The following is a 17,490-nucleotide window of genomic DNA, read 5'->3' as shown; positions in this document are numbered from 1 at the left end:
TCTCCCGGATTTATGCGTACAGCGGGTTGATCTTGTCGGTGTTGATGCCGTACTTCTTGATGGCCTCGGCCACTTGCGTTGCCGGCACCACGCCGTCTTCGCTCAGTGCCTTGAGGGCCGCCACCACAATGTAGTGGCGGTTGATCTCGAAGTGCTCGCGCAGCTTGCTGCGGAAGTCGGAGCGGCCAAAACCGTCGGTGCCCAGCACTTTGTAAGTGCGGCCCTTTGGAATGAACGGACGGATCTGCTCGGCATAGGCCTTCATGTAGTCGGTCGATGCGACCACGGGGCCGTTGTGCTTGGCCAGCTGTTGGCCCACGAAGGACACGCGGGGTGTTTCCAGCGGGTGCAGCAGGTTGAAGCGCTCGGCGTCCTGACCATCGCGGGTCAATTCGTTGAAGCTTGGGCAGCTCCATACATCGGCCTGGATGCCCCAGTCGGTGGCCAGCAGGGTTTGTGCGGCAATCGATTCGCGCAGGATGGTGCCCGAACCCAGCAATTGCACGCGTTTCTCACCAGCGGCACCCGGCTTGCACAAATACATGCCCTTGATGATCTGCTCTTCGGTGCCGGGCGTGAGGCCAGGCATGGCGTAGTTTTCGTTCAGCAGCGTCAGGTAGTAGAAGACGTTGTCTTGCTTTTCAACCATGCGCTTCAAGCCATGGTGCAGGATGACGCCGACTTCGTGTGCGAAGGTGGGGTCATACGACACGCAGTTCGGAATGGTGTTGGCCATGATGTGGCTGTGACCGTCTTCGTGCTGCAGGCCTTCGCCGTTGAGCGTGGTGCGGCCCGATGTGCCGCCGAGCAAAAAGCCACGCGCTTGCATGTCGCCCGCCGCCCAGGCCAGATCGCCAATGCGCTGGAAGCCGAACATCGAGTAGTACACGTAGAACGGCACCATGATGCGGTTGCTGGTCGAGTAGCTGGTGGCCGCCGCGATCCAGCTGGACATGCCGCCGGCTTCGTTGATGCCTTCTTGCAAGATCTGACCGGCTTTGTCTTCCTTGTAGTACATGACCTGGTCTTTGTCGACCGGGGTGTACTGCTGGCCAGCGGGGTTGTAAATACCGATCTGGCGGAACAGGCCTTCCATACCGAATGTGCGGGCTTCGTCCACCAAGATGGGCACCACGCGAGGGCCCAGGGCCTGGTCGCGCAGCAGCTGCGTGAGGAAGCGCACATAGGCCTGGGTGGTCGATATCTCACGGCCTTCGGCCGTAGGCTCCATCACCGATTTGAAGATGTCGAGCGACGGCACGGTGAAGCTCTCTTCGGCTTTCGTGCGGCGGTGGGGCAAGTAGCCGCCCAAGGCCTTGCGGCGCTCGTGCAGGTATTGCATTTCAGGGGTGTCGTCCGCTGGCTTGTAGAACGGCACATTGGCCAATTCGCTGTCAGGCACCGGGATGTTGAAGCGGTCACGCATGTACTTGATGTCTTCATCCGTGAGCTTTTTAGTCTGGTGAACGTTGTTCTTGCCTTCGCCCGCTTTGCCCATGCCAAAACCTTTGACGGTTTTGATCAGCAACACGGTGGGTTGACCAGTGGTGTTAACGGCCTGGTGGTAGGCCGCATACACCTTTTGCGGGTCATGGCCGCCGCGCTTGAGGTTCCAGATTTCGTCGTCGCTCATGTGCGCGACCATCTCCAGCGTGCGGGGATCGCGGCCAAAGAAATGCTTGCGCACGTAAGCGCCGTCGTTGGCTTTGAAGGCCTGGTAGTCGCCGTCCAGCGTGTCCATCATCAGCTTGCGCAGGGCACCGTCCTTGTCGCGGGCCAAGAGCTTGTCCCACTCGCTGCCCCACAAGAGCTTGATGACGTTCCAGCCGGAGCCACGGAATTCGCCTTCGAGTTCTTGCACAATTTTGCCGTTGCCGCGCACCGGGCCGTCCAGGCGCTGCAGGTTGCAGTTGACGACAAAGATCAGGTTGTCCAGCTTCTCGCGGGCGGCCAGGCCGATCGCGCCCAGCGATTCGACTTCGTCCATCTCGCCGTCACCGCAGAACACCCAGACCTTGCGGTTTTCGGTGTTGGCGATGCCACGGGCGTGCAAGTACTTCAAAAAGCGGGCCTGGTAGATCGCCATCAAGGGGCCAAGGCCCATCGACACGGTGGGGAACTGCCAGAACTCGGGCATGAGTTTGGGGTGGGGGTAGCTCGACAGGCCTTTGCCATCGACTTCCTGGCGGAAGTTGAGCAGCTGCTCTTCAGTCAGGCGGCCTTCCAGGTAGGCACGGGCATACACGCCGGGTGACACATGGCCCTGAATGTAGAGGCAGTCGCCGCCGTGGTTTTCGTTTTCAGCATGCCAGAAGTGGTTGAAACCGGCACCAAACATGTGGGCCAGTGAAGCAAACGAGCCGATGTGACCGCCCAGATCGCCGCCGTCTTCGGGGTTGTGGCGGTTGGCCTTGACGACCATGGCCATGGCGTTCCAGCGCATGTAGGCGCGCAGGCGTTCTTCGATCTCGATGTTGCCGGGGCAATGCGCTTCCTGATCGGGCTCGATGGTGTTCACATAACCCGTGTTGGCCGAGAACGGCATGTCGATGCTGTTTTCGCGGGCGTGTTCGAGCAGTTGCTCGATCAAGAAGTGGGCGCGTTCGCCACCCTCTTTTTCAATCACGGCGGACAGTGCGTCCATCCATTCCCGGGTCTCTTGGCTGTCCAGATCCCGAGCCGGCTGCTGAGGTGTTGCCGCTGTCATGCTTGTCTCCTGTTGGTGTTGTTGATAAATGATGCCCGAATTTTCACATATTTTTTCACGAATTTCAAATTATGCGTATATGTTTTACATTGTGAAATATTATGAATATTTTGAGATGTCTGAAGCCGCCCTACAGGGCAAATACGCAAGGGTTGTCACCTAAACTCAGCGGGATGGAATTGAACAGAGCAGCATCAGTCGTCAAAAAAGTCGGGCCCTGGGCGTGGTGGCGCGCTTGGTGGCAACGCCAATCCCCCAACAGACAAGACCGGTTTGCCAACTTGGCGCCGGTGGCCGCCGTGGTGCTTTTTTTGGCCGCCATTGCCAGTGCTTTTTGGTATCTGCGGGTCGAAGAAATTGAACGCGAACAAGAAGCCATCAAGCGCGATGTGGAATATGCACAGCAACGCCTGCGGCTGCGTTTGCTGGAGCGACAAGAGCAGGTCATGCGCCTGGCGCGTGATGTCTCCAACAAGGAAATACGGGCCGACCAATTCATTTTGCGCGCCGAAGCGATGGTGCAGCAGTACCCGGAATTCATGGCGCTGACCTGGATCGACGACCGTCGGCGCATCATTGCCAACCAAAGTGTTTCCAGCATTTCGCCCAGCCAGCACCTGCGGGCTGGCACGGTGCTCAAAGTGGGCGAAACAGAAAGCCACTTCAGCCTGGCGCGCGATCTGATGCAGCCGATCTACGGCAAAGTCGATGCCGACGCCGACAGAGATGCACAAATGGCGGTCTTGCAGCTGCACTCCCCGTTGAGCAACGACCAAGGGCGCTTCAGTGGTGTGATCCTGGCCGAGTACACCATGGAAGGGCTGCTGCGCTACGGCATTCCTACCGAAGTGCTGGCCAAGTACGCCGTGGCTTTGCAAGACGGCAAAGGCCATTTGCTGGCGGGCCAAACCATTCCCGGTCGCATCGCGCTGTGGAGCTTGCTGCCCGGCAGCGACAAACCCAACAACGATTACGAAGTGCCCGTGTCGCCCGTGGGCAACGACCTGATCCTGCGCGCTCAGGCTTGGCGCACCTCGCAAGGCTTGGTGGGCGGTGGTTTGTTTTGGTTGGTCGGTGTCTTGAGCGTCATGACCGCCTGGATGCTGATTGGCAATTGGCGGCACACCCGCAGGCGCATTCAGGCGCAAAAAGCCTTGGTGGCCGAAACCAATTTCCGCCGCGCCATGGAAAACTCCATGCTCACCGGCATGCGTGCGCTGGACCTGCGCGGGCGTATCACCTATGTGAATCCGGCTTTTTGCCAAATGACAGGCTGGAGCGAGTCCGATCTGGTGGGCGCAGTGGCCCCCTTCCCTTACTGGCCGGACCAGGACCGGGAACTGCTGATGACCCGGCTCGAAGAGGAAATCAGCGGCCAGCATTCAGCGGGCGGCTTTCAGGTGCGTGTGAAGCGCAAAAACGGCCAGTTGTTTGATGCCCGGATGTACGTGTCCCCGTTGATCGATGCGACCGGCAAGCAAACGGGCTGGATGACGTCGATGACCGACATCACCGAGCCCAACCGGATTCGCGAGCAGTTGGCCGGATCGCATGAGCGCTTCACCATAGTGTTGGAAGCGCTGGATGCCTCGGTGTCGGTGGCCCCCTTGGGCAGCGAGGAGCTGCTGTTTGCCAACAAGTTGTACCGGCTCTGGTTTGGTCAGAACACACAAGGCCATTTGCGTTTGGTTCAGCAAGCGGGTGCCAGCCATGCGGCCGATCAAATGGACGAGGTGGACGACATGGTGGGCTTGCCCACCGAAAGCCTGACCGTGGCCACCTCGGAAAACGCAGAAATCTTTGTCTCCGAGCTGGGCAAATGGCTGGAGGTGCGCTCCCGCTACATCAATTGGGCCGATGGCCGTCTGGCCCAAATGGTGATCGCCAGCGACATCACGCCACGCCGCCAAGCCGAAGAATTGGCCGCCCAGCAAGCCGAGCGCGCCCAAACCGCCAGCCGCCTGATCACCATGGGCGAGATGGCGTCGAGCGTGGCGCATGAGCTGAACCAACCGCTCACGGCCATCAGCAACTATTGCAGCGGCATGATTTCGCGCATCAAGGCCAAACAAGTCAAAGAAGAAGACCTCTTGTTCGCGCTGGACAAAACCGCGCGCCAGGCCCAGCGTGCCGGACAGATCATTTTGCGCATCCGCAGTTTTGTAAAACGCAGCGAGCCCAACCGGACCTTGTCGGATGTCTCGGCCATGGTGAGCGAATCGCTGGAGTTGGCCGAAATCGAAATGCGCAGACGCCATGTGCGCCTGACCCACCATGTGGCAGCCCGCTTGCCGCAACTGATGGTGGACCCGATCCTGATCGAGCAGGTGCTGATCAACCTGATGAAAAACGCGGCCGAGTCCATCGATAACGCCAACCGGCCTGCCGGGCAACGGCAGGTCGAATTGCGCATCGTGCCCAAACAGATCGACAACCAGTCGGTGGTGGAGTTTTCCGTCACCGACACGGGCCAGGGCTTGCCACCGGAAGACATCGAACGCGTCTACGAGGCCTTTTTCTCGACCAAGGTCGAAGGCATGGGCATTGGCCTGAATTTGTGCCGCAGCATCATCGAATCCCACCAGGGCCGGATCGCAGCCCAGAACCTCTACAATGCCGGCGAGGTGACCGGTTGCCGGTTCTCCTTCTGGATTCCGGTCGAAACCACTTTGACCACACAACAACCCACTGGGGTAAATGAATGAGTTTGATTCCGAAAAAAGGCACTGTTTACGTTGTTGACGATGACGAAGCGGTGCGCGACTCCCTGCAGTGGTTGCTCGAAGGCAAAGACTACCGTGTGCGTTGCTTTGACAGCGCCGAATCTTTCATCAGCCGCTACGACCCCCGCGAAGTGGCCTGCTTGATCGCCGACATCCGCATGGGCGGCATGACCGGCCTGGAGTTGCAAGACCGCCTGATCGAGCGCAAATCCCCACTGCCCATCGTGTTCATCACCGGCCACGGCGACGTGCCCATGGCCGTGAACACCATGAAAAAAGGCGCGATGGATTTCATCCAGAAACCGTTCAAAGAAGAAGAACTGTTGGGCTTGGTTGAGCGCATGCTCGATGAAGCCCGTGAAGCCTTTGCCGAATACCAAAGCGCCGCTAGCCGCGATGCCCTGCTGTCCAAACTGACAGGCCGCGAAGCCCAGGTGCTCGAACGCATCGTGGCCGGTCGCCTGAACAAGCAGATCGCCGACGATCTGGGCATCAGCATCAAAACCGTGGAAGCGCACCGCGCCAACATCATGGAAAAGCTCAACGCCAACACCGTGGCCGACCTGCTCAAGATCGCGCTGGGGCAAAACGCACCCAAGGCCTGATCCGCACCACCACACCTGAAACGCCCGCACCCGTCGGGCGTTTTGCATTTTTTCACCGACCTTTTGAGTATTCACATATGACCGCCCAACTCATCGACGGCAATGCCTTGTCCAAACAACTGCGCACCGAAGTGGCTGCGCGTGCCCAAGCCCTCAAGGCCCAAGGCGTCACGCCCGGCCTGGCCGTGGTGCTGGTGGGCGACAACCCGGCCAGCCAGGTTTATGTGCGCAACAAGGTCAAAGCCTGCAAAGACAGCGGTCTGCACTCGGTGCTTGAAAAATACGCGGCCGACATGACCGAAGCCGACCTGCTGGCCCGTGTTGAAGCCCTCAACAACGACCCGGCCATCCACGGCATCCTGGTGCAACTGCCCCTGCCCGCCCACATCGACGCGCAAAAAGTGATCGAAGCCATCAGCCCCGCCAAAGACGTGGACGGTTTTCACATCGCCAGCGCCGGGGCCCTGATGACCGGCATGCCCGGTTTTTGGCCCTGCACGCCTTATGGCTGCATGAAGATGCTGGAAAGCATCGGCTACGACTTGCGCGGCAAACACGCCGTGGTGATCGGCCGCAGCAACATCGTGGGCAAGCCCATGGCGCTGATGCTGTTGCAAAAAGACGCCACCGTGACGGTGGCGCACTCGCGCACCCAAAACCTCAAAGCGCTGACATTGCAAGCCGACGTGATCGTGGCTGCCGTGGGCAAGCGCAACGTGCTGACCGCCGACATGGTCAAACGCGGAGCCGTGGTGCTGGACGTGGGCATGAACCGCAACGACGATGGCAAGCTCTGTGGCGATGTGGACTTTGACGGCGTGAAAGAGGTGGCAGGCTACATCACCCCCGTGCCCGGCGGCGTGGGCCCCATGACCATCACCATGTTGTTGGTCAACACCCTTGAAGCGGCCGAGCGCGCCTCCAAGTAATGCATGGATTCCCGGTCAAGCCGGGAATGACAAAACCCTTCTGGGAACCAGCCAACAGACCCGTGTCATCCTCGGGCTTGACCCGAGGATCCACACCCCAACCACCGGAAACCACCATGACCGCAAGCAACCCCCTTCTCGAAACATCCGGTCTGCCCCTGTTTGACCGCATTGCCCCCGAGCATGTGGCCCCGGCCATGGACGAATTGTTGGCCGCAGCCGAGCTGGCGCTTCAAAAAGTCACCGCCGCAGACTTTCCCGCCGACTGGAAAGCCATCGCCCAGACCCTGGACGTGAGCACCGAGCAGCTGGGCATGGCCTGGGGCGCGGTCTCACACCTCAACAGCGTGGCCGACACGCCCGCGCTGCGCGCCGCCTACAACGCCGCCCTGCCCCGCGTGACCGAGTTCTGGACCCGCCTGGGCAGCGACGAACGCCTGTACGCCAAATACAAAGCCATTGACGCGGCCTCCCTCAATGCAGAACAAACCCAAGCCCGCCAAAACGCCCTGCGTGGCTTTGTGCTGGGCGGTGCCGAGTTGCAAGGTGCGGCCAAAGAGCGTTATGCCGCCATACAGGAACGGCTGGCCGAAATCACGCAAAAGTTCAGCGAAAACACGCTGGATGCCACCGACAGCTTTGCCCTGTATGTGAGCGAAGACCAATTGAAAGGCGTACCAGCCGACGTGGTGCAGGCCACCCGCGATGCGGCCCGAAAAGAAGGCAAAGAAGACCACCGCCTGAGCCTGAAGATGCCGGTCTACCTGCCGGTGATGCAGTTTGCCGACAGTGGCGCTTTGCGCGAACAACTCTACAAAGCCCATGTCACCCGCGCCTCTGACCAGGCCCCCGAAGAGGCCCGCCAATTCGACAACACCGCCTTGATGCAGGAAATCTTGGCGCTGCGCCAGGAAGAAGCCCGCCTGCTGGGCTTTGACAACTATGCCCAGGTTTCGGTCGTGCCCAAAATGGCCGAATCCCCTGAAAAAGTCACCGCCTTTTTGCGCGACCTGGCGGTCAAAGCCCGCCCCTTTGCCGAAAAAGACCTGGAAGACCTCCGCGAATTTGCGGCCAACGCCTTGGGCATCACCGGCCCGCTGAACGCCTGGGATGTGCCTTACCTGTCTGAAAAGCTCAAGGAAGCCCGCTACAGTTTCAGCGAGCAAGAGGTCAAACAGTACTTCACCGCGCCCAAAGTGCTGGCCGGTCTGTTCAAGATCATCGAGACCCTGTTTGAAGTCAGCATCCGCCCCGACCAAGCCCCCGTCTGGCACCCGGCCGTGGCGTTTTACCGCATCGAGCGTGAAGGCCAGTTGCTGGGCCAGTTCTACCTGGACCCGCCCGCCCGCGCAGGCAAGCGCGGCGGTGCCTGGATGGACGATGTGCGTGGCCGTTGGCAACGTCCCGACACGGGCTTGCTGCAAACGCCGGTGGCGCACCTGGTGTGCAACTTTGCCGAAGGCGTGAACGGCCAACCCGCTTTGCTGACGCACGACGACGTGATCACCCTCTTCCACGAATTTGGCCACGGCCTGCACCACATGCTCACGCAAGTGAACGAGCGCGATGTCTCGGGCATCAGTGGTGTCGAGTGGGACGCGGTCGAGCTGCCCAGCCAGTTCATGGAAAACTTCTGCTGGGAATGGTCGGTGCTGCGCCACATGACCGCCCATGTGGACACCGGCGAGCCCCTGCCCCGCGCCCTGTTCGACAAGATGCTGGCCGCCAAAAACTTCCAAAGCGGCCTGCAAACTCTGCGCCAGATCGAGTTTTCGCTGTTCGACATGCTGGTCCATTCCGAGCACGACCCGGCGCAAGACTTCATGCCGCTACTGCAACAAGTGCGCAAGGAGGTGGCCGTCATGCAAGCGCCCGCCTTCAACCGCATGGTTCATACCTTTAGCCACATCTTTGCAGGCGGTTATGCCGCAGGCTATTACAGCTACAAATGGGCCGAAGTGCTGAGCGCGGACGCCTACGCCGCGTTTGAAGAAACTGCAGCGGCCGACGGCACGCCCAGCGTGGAAACCGGCCGCCTGTACCGCCAAGCCATCCTGGAAGCTGGTGGCAGCCGCCCTGCGCTGGAATCGTTCAAGGCCTTCCGGGGTCGTGAACCCAGCCTGGAAGCATTGCTGCGGCACCAAGGCATGGTGGCTGCCTGAGCCTCAATGCAAATGCCAAGCCCTGACTTCTTGGGGCTCCAATCGGTCATTCGACGCTGTCAAGGTCCAAAATCATGAGCGAAAACGCACGCAACGTCCTGGGGGAGGCACTGGTCCCCTGCTCCTACGACCCTTTGACCGGGTATTACCGGGATGGTTGCTGCAACACGGACGACCACGATCAGGGCAGTCATGTGGTGTGCGCAAAAGTCACGCAAGAATTTCTGGATTTTTCGCTGGGCCGGGGAAACGACCTCATCACCCCCCGCCGAGAACACCGCTTTGCCGGTTTGAAAGCGGGCGACCGTTGGTGCCTGTGCGCCATGCGCTGGAAAGAAGCCTTGGAAGCAGGCGTTGCACCGCTTGTTGTACTGGAATGCACGCACGAACGGGCGCTGGCATTTGTGACATTGGCGCAGTTGCAGTCACACGCAATCAAAGCCGTGGACAAGCCCTAACGCCAAGCTGGTCAGGCTTGCATGCGCACTAACTGGGCGGCAAAGTGCAAGCGAGTGGCGGAGAAGTGTCGGAAAAGTACAGGAGAGTCGCTCATTTTGGGTGCATGAACGAAAAAAAAGCACCGGGCATTTCTGCCAAGTGCTTGATTTATCTACCAAAAAATTTGGTAGGCGCGACTAGATTCGAACTAGCGACCCCCACCATGTCAAGGTGGTGCTCTAACCAACTGAGCTACGCGCCTGTTGGAGCCTTGAATTATAGCGTCAAAAAAACGCTTTTTTCGGGGTGATTTCCAATTTGGCGTGTTTTAGCGCCTTCTTGCCGCCCTCACCCCTTTGACGCCCCGCACGCTGCCCAATACCTTGTTCAAAGTGACGGCATCGTTGATTTCCACCGTGAAGGTCATCCAGGCCGTGCCTTTGACGGACTGGGTTTGCACGCCGATCACGTTCATCTTTTCCTTGGCAAAGACCTCGGAAATGTCTCGCAGCAGCCCTTGGCGGTCAAAAGCCTCCACCGCCACATCGACCGGGTAAACCGAGGCATCGGGGCCTTTGTTGTCGCCCCAGCGAACGTCAATCACGCGTTCGCCATGGCGCGAAGCCAGTTCGCGGAAATTGCTGCAGTCCTGGCGGTGGATGCTCACGCCTTTGCCGCGGGTCACAAAACCGCTGATCACATCGGGCGGCGCAGGTTTGCAGCAGCGCGAGAGTTGCGTGAGCAAGGAGTCCACCCCCACCACCAGCACGCCTGAGGGCGATTTGCGGGCAACCGCCCCCTTGAACTTCTTTTGAAAGTAGTCATCGGGCTGCAGTGCAGGCTCTGGCGGGTTGAGCAAGACCTCGATGTTGCGCAGCGAGTATTCGTCTTTGCCCACCACTTCAAACAAGCCGTCGGCCGATTTGAACCCCAGCTGGCTGGCCAGGTCATCGAGCCGCATGGCGGTTCGCCCCAGTCGTTGCAGCAGCTTTTCGACCGCCTCGCGACCTCGGGAGATGGTTTCTTCGCTGACCAGCGCATTGAACCAGGCCCGCACCTTGGAGCGCGCACGCGGACTGGCCAGGTAGCCCAGTTCGAGGTTGAGCCAGTCGCGTGACGGGCCGCCTTCTTTGACGGCTGTGATTTCCACGGTTTGGCCGTTGGCCAGTTGCGTGTTCAGCGGCACCATGGCGCCGTCGACCTTGGCACCCCGGCAGCGGTGGCCTAAATTGGTGTGCACCGTGTAGGCAAAGTCGATGGGTGTGGCGCCTTGTGGCAGCTCGACCACCGCGGCGTCTGGCGTCAGCACATAGATGCGGTCGTCGAACAGACCTTTGTCTTGGGCCTGCCCTTGCGCGGCACCCGACAGGTCGCGCTCCCAGGCCAGCAGTTGGCGCAGCACGGCAATTTTGGTGTCGTAGTCGCTGTTGGCCGAGACCCCGGCGTAGCCTTTGGCACCCGCTTCTTTGTAGGCCCAGTGGGCAGCCACGCCATGCTCAGCGTGTTCGTGCATGGCCTGGGTGCGAATTTGCACCTCGATCGGGCCGCCATCGGCATCGCGCACCACGGTGTGCAGCGATTGGTAGCCATTGGCTTTGGGCTTGGCAATGTAGTCGTCAAACTCTTCCGAGATGGGCGTGAAATGCTCGTGCACCCAACTGAGCACCTGGTAGCAATCGGCCACGTTGGGCACCACCACGCGCAGAGCCCGGATGTCGAACACGCGGTCAAAGCTGAGCGACTTGCCGCGCATCTTTTTAACGATGCTGTAAATGTGTTTGGGCCGCCCTTCGACCGCGGCCTGGATGCCTTGGTCGGCCAGCGCTTGCTGCAGGCGCTGGCGCAACGCGACCATGTACTTTTCGCGCTCGGTGCGCTTTTCGTCCAGCAGCCGGGCGATGTCTTTGTAGGTGGCCGGTTCCAGAAAACGGAAGGACAGGTCTTCCATTTCCCATTTGATCTGCCAGATGCCCAAGCGGTTGGCCAGTGGCGCAAACACTTGCAAAGACTCGCTGGCCAGAGCCGCGGGCACCGGCAATTTGGCGGCCGCGTAATGCCGCAGGGTTTGCAGGCGCGAGGCCAGGCGCAGCATGACCACGCGCAAGTCGCGGCTGAAGGCCAGCAGCATCTTGCGCACGTTTTCAGTTTGCAAACGGGGGCTCAGGGGCGTGTTGTCCGGGCCTTGGGTGTTGGTCTCGGCGGTCCGGGACAAGCGCTGCACATGCACCAGTTGGTTGGTTTGCATGGCCAGCTGTGCCAAATGGGGGCCAAAGGCCTTGGCAATCACCTCTTCGGGCTTGTTCAGGTGCGGACACGCATAGACCAGGTAACTGGCCGCCTGCATGGCGACCGAGCCGCCAATGTCGGCCAGGATCGCGGCCACGGCATCGGCATGGGCCAGGATGTTTTCACCGGTGTCCAGCGTTTCACAAGCGATCAGGGGCTCGGCAAACGCACGGGCTTTGGTCAGGGTTTCGGACTGTTCGGATGCATCGGCCGTGGCCAGCATCACGGGCGGCAATGCAGACGAATGCGCGTTTGGCGCATGCAGACGGCTCGATGGCGACATCGGGCTGGCGGAATGGCTGGAGCTGGGACTGACCATGGTCTCAAGCACCAAGCAAGAACTTGGCCACCACGACAATCTGGTCGTCACCCGTCAATGTGGGGGCGTGGCCAAAGCCCGGCCAGGTTTCCAGTTGGGCATGGGGGCCGCGTTGCGTCATGGCGGTGGCCGTGTCAGCCGTCAGCAGGTCAGAGTCTTGCCCGCGAATGAGCAATGTTTGGGCCTCAATCTGGTCGTACAAAGCCCACAGCGTGGCTTCGCCAGCGGTTGCAACCTCGGGCGTCATGGCACGCACGGGCACGCCAATGGCCGGGTCGTAATGCAGGGTCAATGCGCCGTTGGTGCCGGGCCGCGTCATGTGAGACGACATGGTGCGCCACACATCCTCAGGCACCGGGCCGAACCCGTAAGACAAGGCCCGCATGGCGGCGGCGGCTTCGTCCAGGTCTTGGTATTGCCCATATTGACCCACATAGGTTTGCATGCGCTCCACCGAACTCCAAGTGATGGCCGGCCCCACATCGTTCAGGACCAGGCGGCGAATGGGCGCAGGCAAAGGCAAACCTGCCTGGCCTGCCAACACCATCCCAATCAAGCCGCCCATGCTGGTGCCTACCCAGTCCAGGGTTTGCAAGGGGGTTTCAGCAGCCCATTGGGCATTCAGCTGCGCCAGCATGGTCAGCATGTCGGCAGCGTATTGCGGGATTTGGTAACCGGCAGGCTGGCTCAGCCACTCGCTGCGGCCGCGCCCCACCACATCGGGGCAAATGACTTGCAAGGGATGGGGGCTTTTCTCAATCAGGGCTTGTGCAAGGCGGTCAAAGTCGCGCCCCTGGCGCGTCAGGCCATGCACGCACACCACCATGTGGCGCGCTTGCGCATCGCCCCAGCGCCAATAGGCCATGCGGTGCTGGCCCTCGGGGTGGGGGCAAGACACGAATTCGAGTGAAGGTTGACCAGTCTGGGTGTTCATGACATTCGGAAACAATCTGGGCACTTGTCAGCGAAAACTGAGCTTTTGCAGCGCCATAATGGACTTTTGAACATCCTAATTCATCTTTCGGAGTGGAAATCATGTTGCAAGGTAAAACAGCGTTGGTCACGGGTTCAACCAGCGGTATCGGTTTGGGGATTGCCAAGTCCTTGGCCAAACAAGGTGCCAACATTGTCCTGAACGGTTTTGGCGATGCCGAAGGCCCCCAAGCTGAAATTGCTGCGCTGGGCGTCAAAGTCGCCTACCACGGCGCTGACATGAGCAAAGCCAGTGAGATCGAAGCCATGATGAAGTTCGCGGCCGACACCTTTGGCCGCGTGGACATTCTGGTCAACAATGCCGGTATCCAGCATGTGGCCAAGATCGAAGACTTTCCAGTCGAGCGCTGGGACGCGATCATTGCCATCAACCTGACCAGTGCCTTCCACGCCACCCGTTTGGCCCTGCCCGCCATGAAGGCATCGAACTGGGGTCGCATCATCAACGTGGCATCGATCCACGGCTTGGTGGGTTCGGCAGAAAAATCGGCTTATGTCGCCGCCAAGCACGGCGTGGTGGGCCTCACCAAAGTCACCGCCCTGGAAAACGCCACCACAGGCGTGACCTGCAACGCCATTTGCCCAGGTTGGGTGTTGACCCCGTTGGTGCAAAAGCAGGTGGACGCCAAAGCCGCTGCCATGGGCCTGTCCAACGAAGAGGCCAAAAAAGTACTGCTCCAGGAAAAAGAGCCCTCCATGCAATTCACCACACCCGAAGAATTGGGTGATCTGGCGGTCTTTTTCTGCTCCCCTGCAGGCAACAACGTGCGCGGCGTGGCCTGGAACATGGATGGCGGCTGGACAGCCCAATAAAACCATGAGCACATCCCCCCGCTTAGACAAAATCATCATCGTTGACGACGATGCCCGCATCCGCGACCTGTTGCGCCGTTTTCTGTCGCAAGAAGGTTTCGATGTCTTGTTGGCCGAAGATGGCCGCGCATTGGACCGCATCTTGCTCCGGGAAACCGTGGACCTGATGGTCCTGGATTTGATGCTTCCTGGCGAAGACGGCCTGAGCATTTGCAGGCGCCTTCGCCACTCGGGCGTCAAGACGCCCATCATCATGCTGACCGCCAAGGTCGAAGATGTGGACCGCATCACGGGCCTGGAAATCGGCGCTGACGACTACCTGGGCAAACCCTTCAACCCCCGCGAGTTGCTGGCGCGTATCCACGCGGTTTTGCGCCGCAGACCGCAAGGTGAGGTGCCCGGGGCACCCTCTGCGGGTGACCACGAGGTGATCGTATTCGGTGCATTCTCCTTGGACTTGGGCAAGCGATCCTTGACCAAAGCAGGCGAAGACATCGCTTTGACCAGCGGCGAATTTGCCATGCTCAAAGCCTTGGCGCGTCACCCCAAGCAACCGCTGACCCGGGACAAGTTGGCCCAACTGGCGCGTGGTCGTGACTTCGAGCCGTTTGACCGCAGCCTGGATGTGCAGATCTCCCGACTGAGAAAAATGATCGAAGCCGATCCGGCATCGCCCAAAGTCATTCAGACGGTCTGGGGCGTGGGCTATGTGTTCGTTCCTGATGGCCAGCCGTGACCGCCCCTGAAGTCGGAATCGAAGAAGGCTCGTCAGCCGAACGGACGCCACGCAGGCTCAAAGTGAGCCTGTTTTGGCGCACCTTCTTTTTGCTGGCCTTGTTGATCTTGTGCAGCAGTTTGGCCTGGCTGCAGATGTTTCGCACCCAGGAATACGAGCCTCGTGTCTTGCGCAACGCGCATCAAATTGCCACGGTGGTCAATTTGACCAAAACCGCGCTCATGCACTCCGACGCCATCGCTCGCTTGGCGCTGATCAAAATGCTGGCAGACGAAGAAGACGTGAGCATCCAGTCCCGCGAGCCGGGGGACAGCGTTGTGCCCTTCGGTGCTTCGGGCATGGAAAAACGCCTGGTCGACGAGATGGTCAAACGCTTGGGGGCTGGGACCGTGATCGCCTCAAGCGTGAACGATGCCGAGGGGCTTTGGGTCGGTTTTCAGATTGAGCGTGACAGCTATTGGCTCCAAATGGACCCCGAACGTCTTCGCCCTTTGGGCGGTTCGGCTTGGCTGACTTGGTTGGGCATCACGCTGGCGCTGTCTTTGGCAGGGGCTGCGCTGATGGCCGGATTGATCAACCGCCCGCTCAAGCGCCTGTCATTTGCCGCCAGCCAGGTGCGCGATGGCCACTTCAACAACTCCACCCTCGACGAAGACGCCGCCACCAGCGAAATCCGGGAAGTCAACATCGGCTTCAACCGCATGGCTGAGCGCTTGGCCAAAATCGAACAAGAGCGTGCCTTGATGCTGGCCGGTATCTCCCACGATTTGCGTACGCCTTTGGCCCGCTTGCGGCTGGAAACCGAACTGAGCGTGGCCGACCTGGAAACACGCGATCTGATGGCGGCCGACATCGCCCAACTGGACGCCATCATCGACAAGTTTCTCGACTACGCCAGGCCAGAACCCACCGAGTTGGGGCCGGTTTTGCTGTCCGGCGTCATCAGTCGCAGCATTGGGCCTTGGCGCAACAACCCCCGTTTTGAAATCACGGTGGATGTGGACGAAGACCTGCACGTCAAAGCCGAAACCGTCGAGCTGGGCCGCGTGCTGTCTAACCTGCTGGAAAACGCCCGCCGCTACGGCCAAAGCCCCGGCGACGGTGTGACCCGGGTCGAAATCGTCGCCCGCGTGCATGACGGCTGGGTGCTTTTGCGTGTGCGCGATCAAGGCCCAGGCGTGTCCGACGAGGCTTTGAAAAACCTGACACAACCGTTTTTTCGCGGCGATGCCGCCAGAACCTCTGCCACGGGTTCGGGCTTGGGCTTGGCCATTGTGGAGCGCTCGGTGCAGCGCATGGGCGGCACGTTTTCGGTGTTCAACAACAGCGCTGGTGGCTTGATGGCGCTGATGAAGTTCAGGCAAGCGCAAAACGAGGCCTGAGCCACGCCCGGCATTTGGTCGCAGGGGCGGCTTCCCACAAAGGGACGGTATCGGTTTTCTGTAGGAGCGAGCCCCTGCTCGCGAATGTGGCATGGTCAGCAGATGCTGACCATCAGGCCTTTTTCAGCAAAGCCACCGCCCGCGCTTCCATGCTCTGCCCCATGCCCACAGGCCCCAGCTTTTCGGCTGTTTTGGCCTTCACATTCACCTGATCGGCTTGCACACCCAGCGCCTTGGCCACCCCGGCGTTGATCGCCGCCATGTGCGGCGCGAGTTTGGGGGCTTGCGCCACGATGGTGCTGTCCACATTCACCAGCTCCCAGCCTTGCGCACGCACGCGGCGCATGGCCTCGGCCAGCAAGACCGAAGAATCGGCGCCCTTGAACTGTGCGTCGGTGTCCGGAAAATGCCGACCAATGTCGCCCAAGCCCGCCGCACCCAGCACCGCATCGGTGATGGCGTGCAGCAGCACATCAGCATCAGAGTGGCCCAACAGGCCGGTGGTGTGGGGAATCTCCACCCCGCCCAAAATGAGCTTGCGCCCGGGCACCAGGGCATGCACGTCCCAGCCTTCACCGATGCGGATATTCATGGCTTTGCCTTTAAAACAGCCTCGGCAAACGCAAAGTCTGCCGGGTAAGTGACTTTCAAATTCATGGCCGAGCCCGGCACCAAACGAGGCGAGAGGCCTTGCCGCTCCATGGCGCTGGCTTCGTCGGTGATGCCCGCAAAACCGGCGCCTGCTACCTGCGCAAGCGCTTGGTGCAGCGCGCCTACACGAAACATCTGCGGGGTCTGCGCCAGCCATTTGCCTTCGCGCGGCACGGTGGCCTCCACCCGGGGCACATCGCCTGATTTTTGGGTCTTGAGCGTGTCAGGCAGCGGCAAAGCCAGCAAACCGCCCACCTGGTCACCGCGGCAAGCCTCGATGAGCAAACTCACCGCCTCGGGCGTGACCAGGCAACGTGCTGCGTCATGCACCAGCACCCAGTCCTGTGCGGGTACACCTGCGGCCAGCATGGCGCTGAGGCCATTGAACACGCTCTCTGCACGGGTCGCACCGCCGCAGGTCAGCCGGGTAAACCGCTCTGGCCAAAGGGCGCCATCTGGCCAAGCGAAATCATCGCCAGGCGACAAAACCACCCAGCCTTGCGTGATCTGTTGCACCTGCGCCAGGGCTTGCACGGTGTGCATGACCATCGGCTGCCCGGCCACGGTCTGGTATTGCTTGGGCACGGAGGTGCCAGCGCGGCTGCCTGTGCCCGCGCAAGGGATCAGGGCGTGAAAACGTGGATTTTCTGAAGTCGATGGCATTGTTCTCGATTGTAGAGGCCGCCCCCAGCCTGTTTTTTTTGTAGGAGGCTGCCCCTGCGGCCGAATGGTGGCGAGGCAAAAGT

Annotated in this window: 13 protein-coding genes and 1 tRNA gene; 8 read left to right on the top strand and 6 right to left on the bottom strand. The window is 60.4% G+C overall.

Annotation, left to right across the window (positions count from 1 at the left end; all coding sequences use genetic code 11):
• Window positions 1-10: 10 nt before the first annotated feature.
• Window positions 11-2,707: a pyruvate dehydrogenase (acetyl-transferring), homodimeric type gene (gene aceE, locus ACZ5VE_RS07300; RefSeq protein WP_464457335.1), complete on the bottom strand. Its 2,697-nt coding sequence runs from the start codon at window positions 2,705-2,707 to the stop codon at window positions 11-13.
• A 173-nt stretch (window positions 2,708-2,880) separates the two neighbouring features.
• Here aceE and ACZ5VE_RS07295 point away from each other — a divergent pair, with 173 nt between their 5' ends.
• From ACZ5VE_RS07295 to ACZ5VE_RS07275, 5 genes are all read left to right on the top strand, one after another.
• On the top strand, window positions 2,881-5,412 hold the full coding sequence (locus ACZ5VE_RS07295; RefSeq protein ID WP_464457334.1) for a PAS domain-containing sensor histidine kinase: 2,532 nt from the start codon (window positions 2,881-2,883) through the stop codon (window positions 5,410-5,412).
• Window positions 5,409-6,035, top strand: a complete 627-nt coding sequence (locus ACZ5VE_RS07290; protein ID WP_464457333.1) for a response regulator transcription factor — start codon at window positions 5,409-5,411, stop codon at window positions 6,033-6,035. Before ACZ5VE_RS07295 ends, ACZ5VE_RS07290 begins: the two co-directional genes overlap by 4 nt.
• 77 nt (window positions 6,036-6,112) lie before the next feature.
• A complete protein-coding gene (gene folD / locus ACZ5VE_RS07285; RefSeq protein WP_464457332.1) occupies window positions 6,113-6,964 on the top strand; it encodes a bifunctional methylenetetrahydrofolate dehydrogenase/methenyltetrahydrofolate cyclohydrolase FolD in 852 nt (283 codons plus the stop codon).
• A gap of 116 nt (window positions 6,965-7,080) precedes the next feature.
• A complete protein-coding gene (locus ACZ5VE_RS07280; protein ID WP_464457331.1) occupies window positions 7,081-9,126 on the top strand; it encodes a M3 family metallopeptidase in 2,046 nt (681 codons plus the stop codon).
• A 74-nt stretch (window positions 9,127-9,200) separates the two neighbouring features.
• Window positions 9,201-9,584 carry a DUF2237 family protein gene (locus ACZ5VE_RS07275; RefSeq protein WP_464457330.1) on the top strand — a complete coding sequence of 128 codons (384 nt, stop codon included), beginning with the start codon at window positions 9,201-9,203 and terminating at the stop codon, window positions 9,582-9,584.
• Between the two features lie 165 nt (window positions 9,585-9,749).
• Here the strand turns inward: ACZ5VE_RS07275 and ACZ5VE_RS07270 are convergent.
• The 3 genes from ACZ5VE_RS07270 to ACZ5VE_RS07260 form a co-directional block, all read right to left on the bottom strand.
• Window positions 9,750-9,826, bottom strand: a tRNA-Val gene (locus ACZ5VE_RS07270).
• A gap of 66 nt (window positions 9,827-9,892) precedes the next feature.
• The gene (locus tag ACZ5VE_RS07265) at window positions 9,893-12,169 is read right to left on the bottom strand and encodes a RelA/SpoT family protein (RefSeq protein WP_464457329.1); all 2,277 of its coding nucleotides are present in this window, start codon (window positions 12,167-12,169) and stop codon (window positions 9,893-9,895) included.
• 4 nt (window positions 12,170-12,173) lie between these two features.
• Window positions 12,174-13,103, bottom strand: coding sequence for an alpha/beta fold hydrolase (locus ACZ5VE_RS07260; protein WP_464457328.1), 930 nt, complete (start codon window positions 13,101-13,103; stop codon window positions 12,174-12,176).
• 101 nt (window positions 13,104-13,204) lie between these two features.
• On the opposite strand from ACZ5VE_RS07260, the gene ACZ5VE_RS07255 reads away from it, so the two are divergent.
• From ACZ5VE_RS07255 to ACZ5VE_RS07245, 3 genes are read left to right on the top strand one after another with little or no spacing between them, the layout of a single operon-like run.
• Entirely contained in the window at window positions 13,205-13,975 is a 771-nt protein-coding gene (locus ACZ5VE_RS07255) for a 3-hydroxybutyrate dehydrogenase (protein WP_464457327.1), read from the top strand.
• Window positions 13,976-13,979: 4 nt separating this feature from the next.
• The gene (gene ompR, locus ACZ5VE_RS07250; RefSeq protein ID WP_464457326.1) at window positions 13,980-14,711 is read left to right on the top strand and encodes an osmolarity response regulator transcription factor OmpR; all 732 of its coding nucleotides are present in this window, start codon (window positions 13,980-13,982) and stop codon (window positions 14,709-14,711) included.
• On the top strand, window positions 14,708-16,093 hold the full coding sequence (locus ACZ5VE_RS07245) for an ATP-binding protein (protein WP_464457325.1): 1,386 nt from the start codon (window positions 14,708-14,710) through the stop codon (window positions 16,091-16,093). The genes ompR and ACZ5VE_RS07245 overlap by 4 nt, the downstream gene beginning before the upstream one ends.
• Before the next feature lie 112 nt (window positions 16,094-16,205).
• On the opposite strand, the gene ispF is transcribed toward ACZ5VE_RS07245, so the two are convergent.
• Together ispF and ispD are read right to left on the bottom strand one after the other, a co-directional pair.
• Complete coding sequence (gene ispF / locus ACZ5VE_RS07240; protein ID WP_464457324.1) at window positions 16,206-16,685, bottom strand: 2-C-methyl-D-erythritol 2,4-cyclodiphosphate synthase; 480 nt, start codon at window positions 16,683-16,685, stop codon at window positions 16,206-16,208.
• The gene (ispD, locus tag ACZ5VE_RS07235; protein WP_464457323.1) at window positions 16,682-17,407 is read right to left on the bottom strand and encodes a 2-C-methyl-D-erythritol 4-phosphate cytidylyltransferase; all 726 of its coding nucleotides are present in this window, start codon (window positions 17,405-17,407) and stop codon (window positions 16,682-16,684) included. Before ispD ends, ispF begins: the two co-directional genes overlap by 4 nt.
• Window positions 17,408-17,490 lie beyond the last annotated feature (83 nt).

The organism is Limnohabitans sp. INBF003 (assembly GCF_055396645.1).
This window is presented reverse-complemented; position numbering and strand designations above follow the sequence as displayed.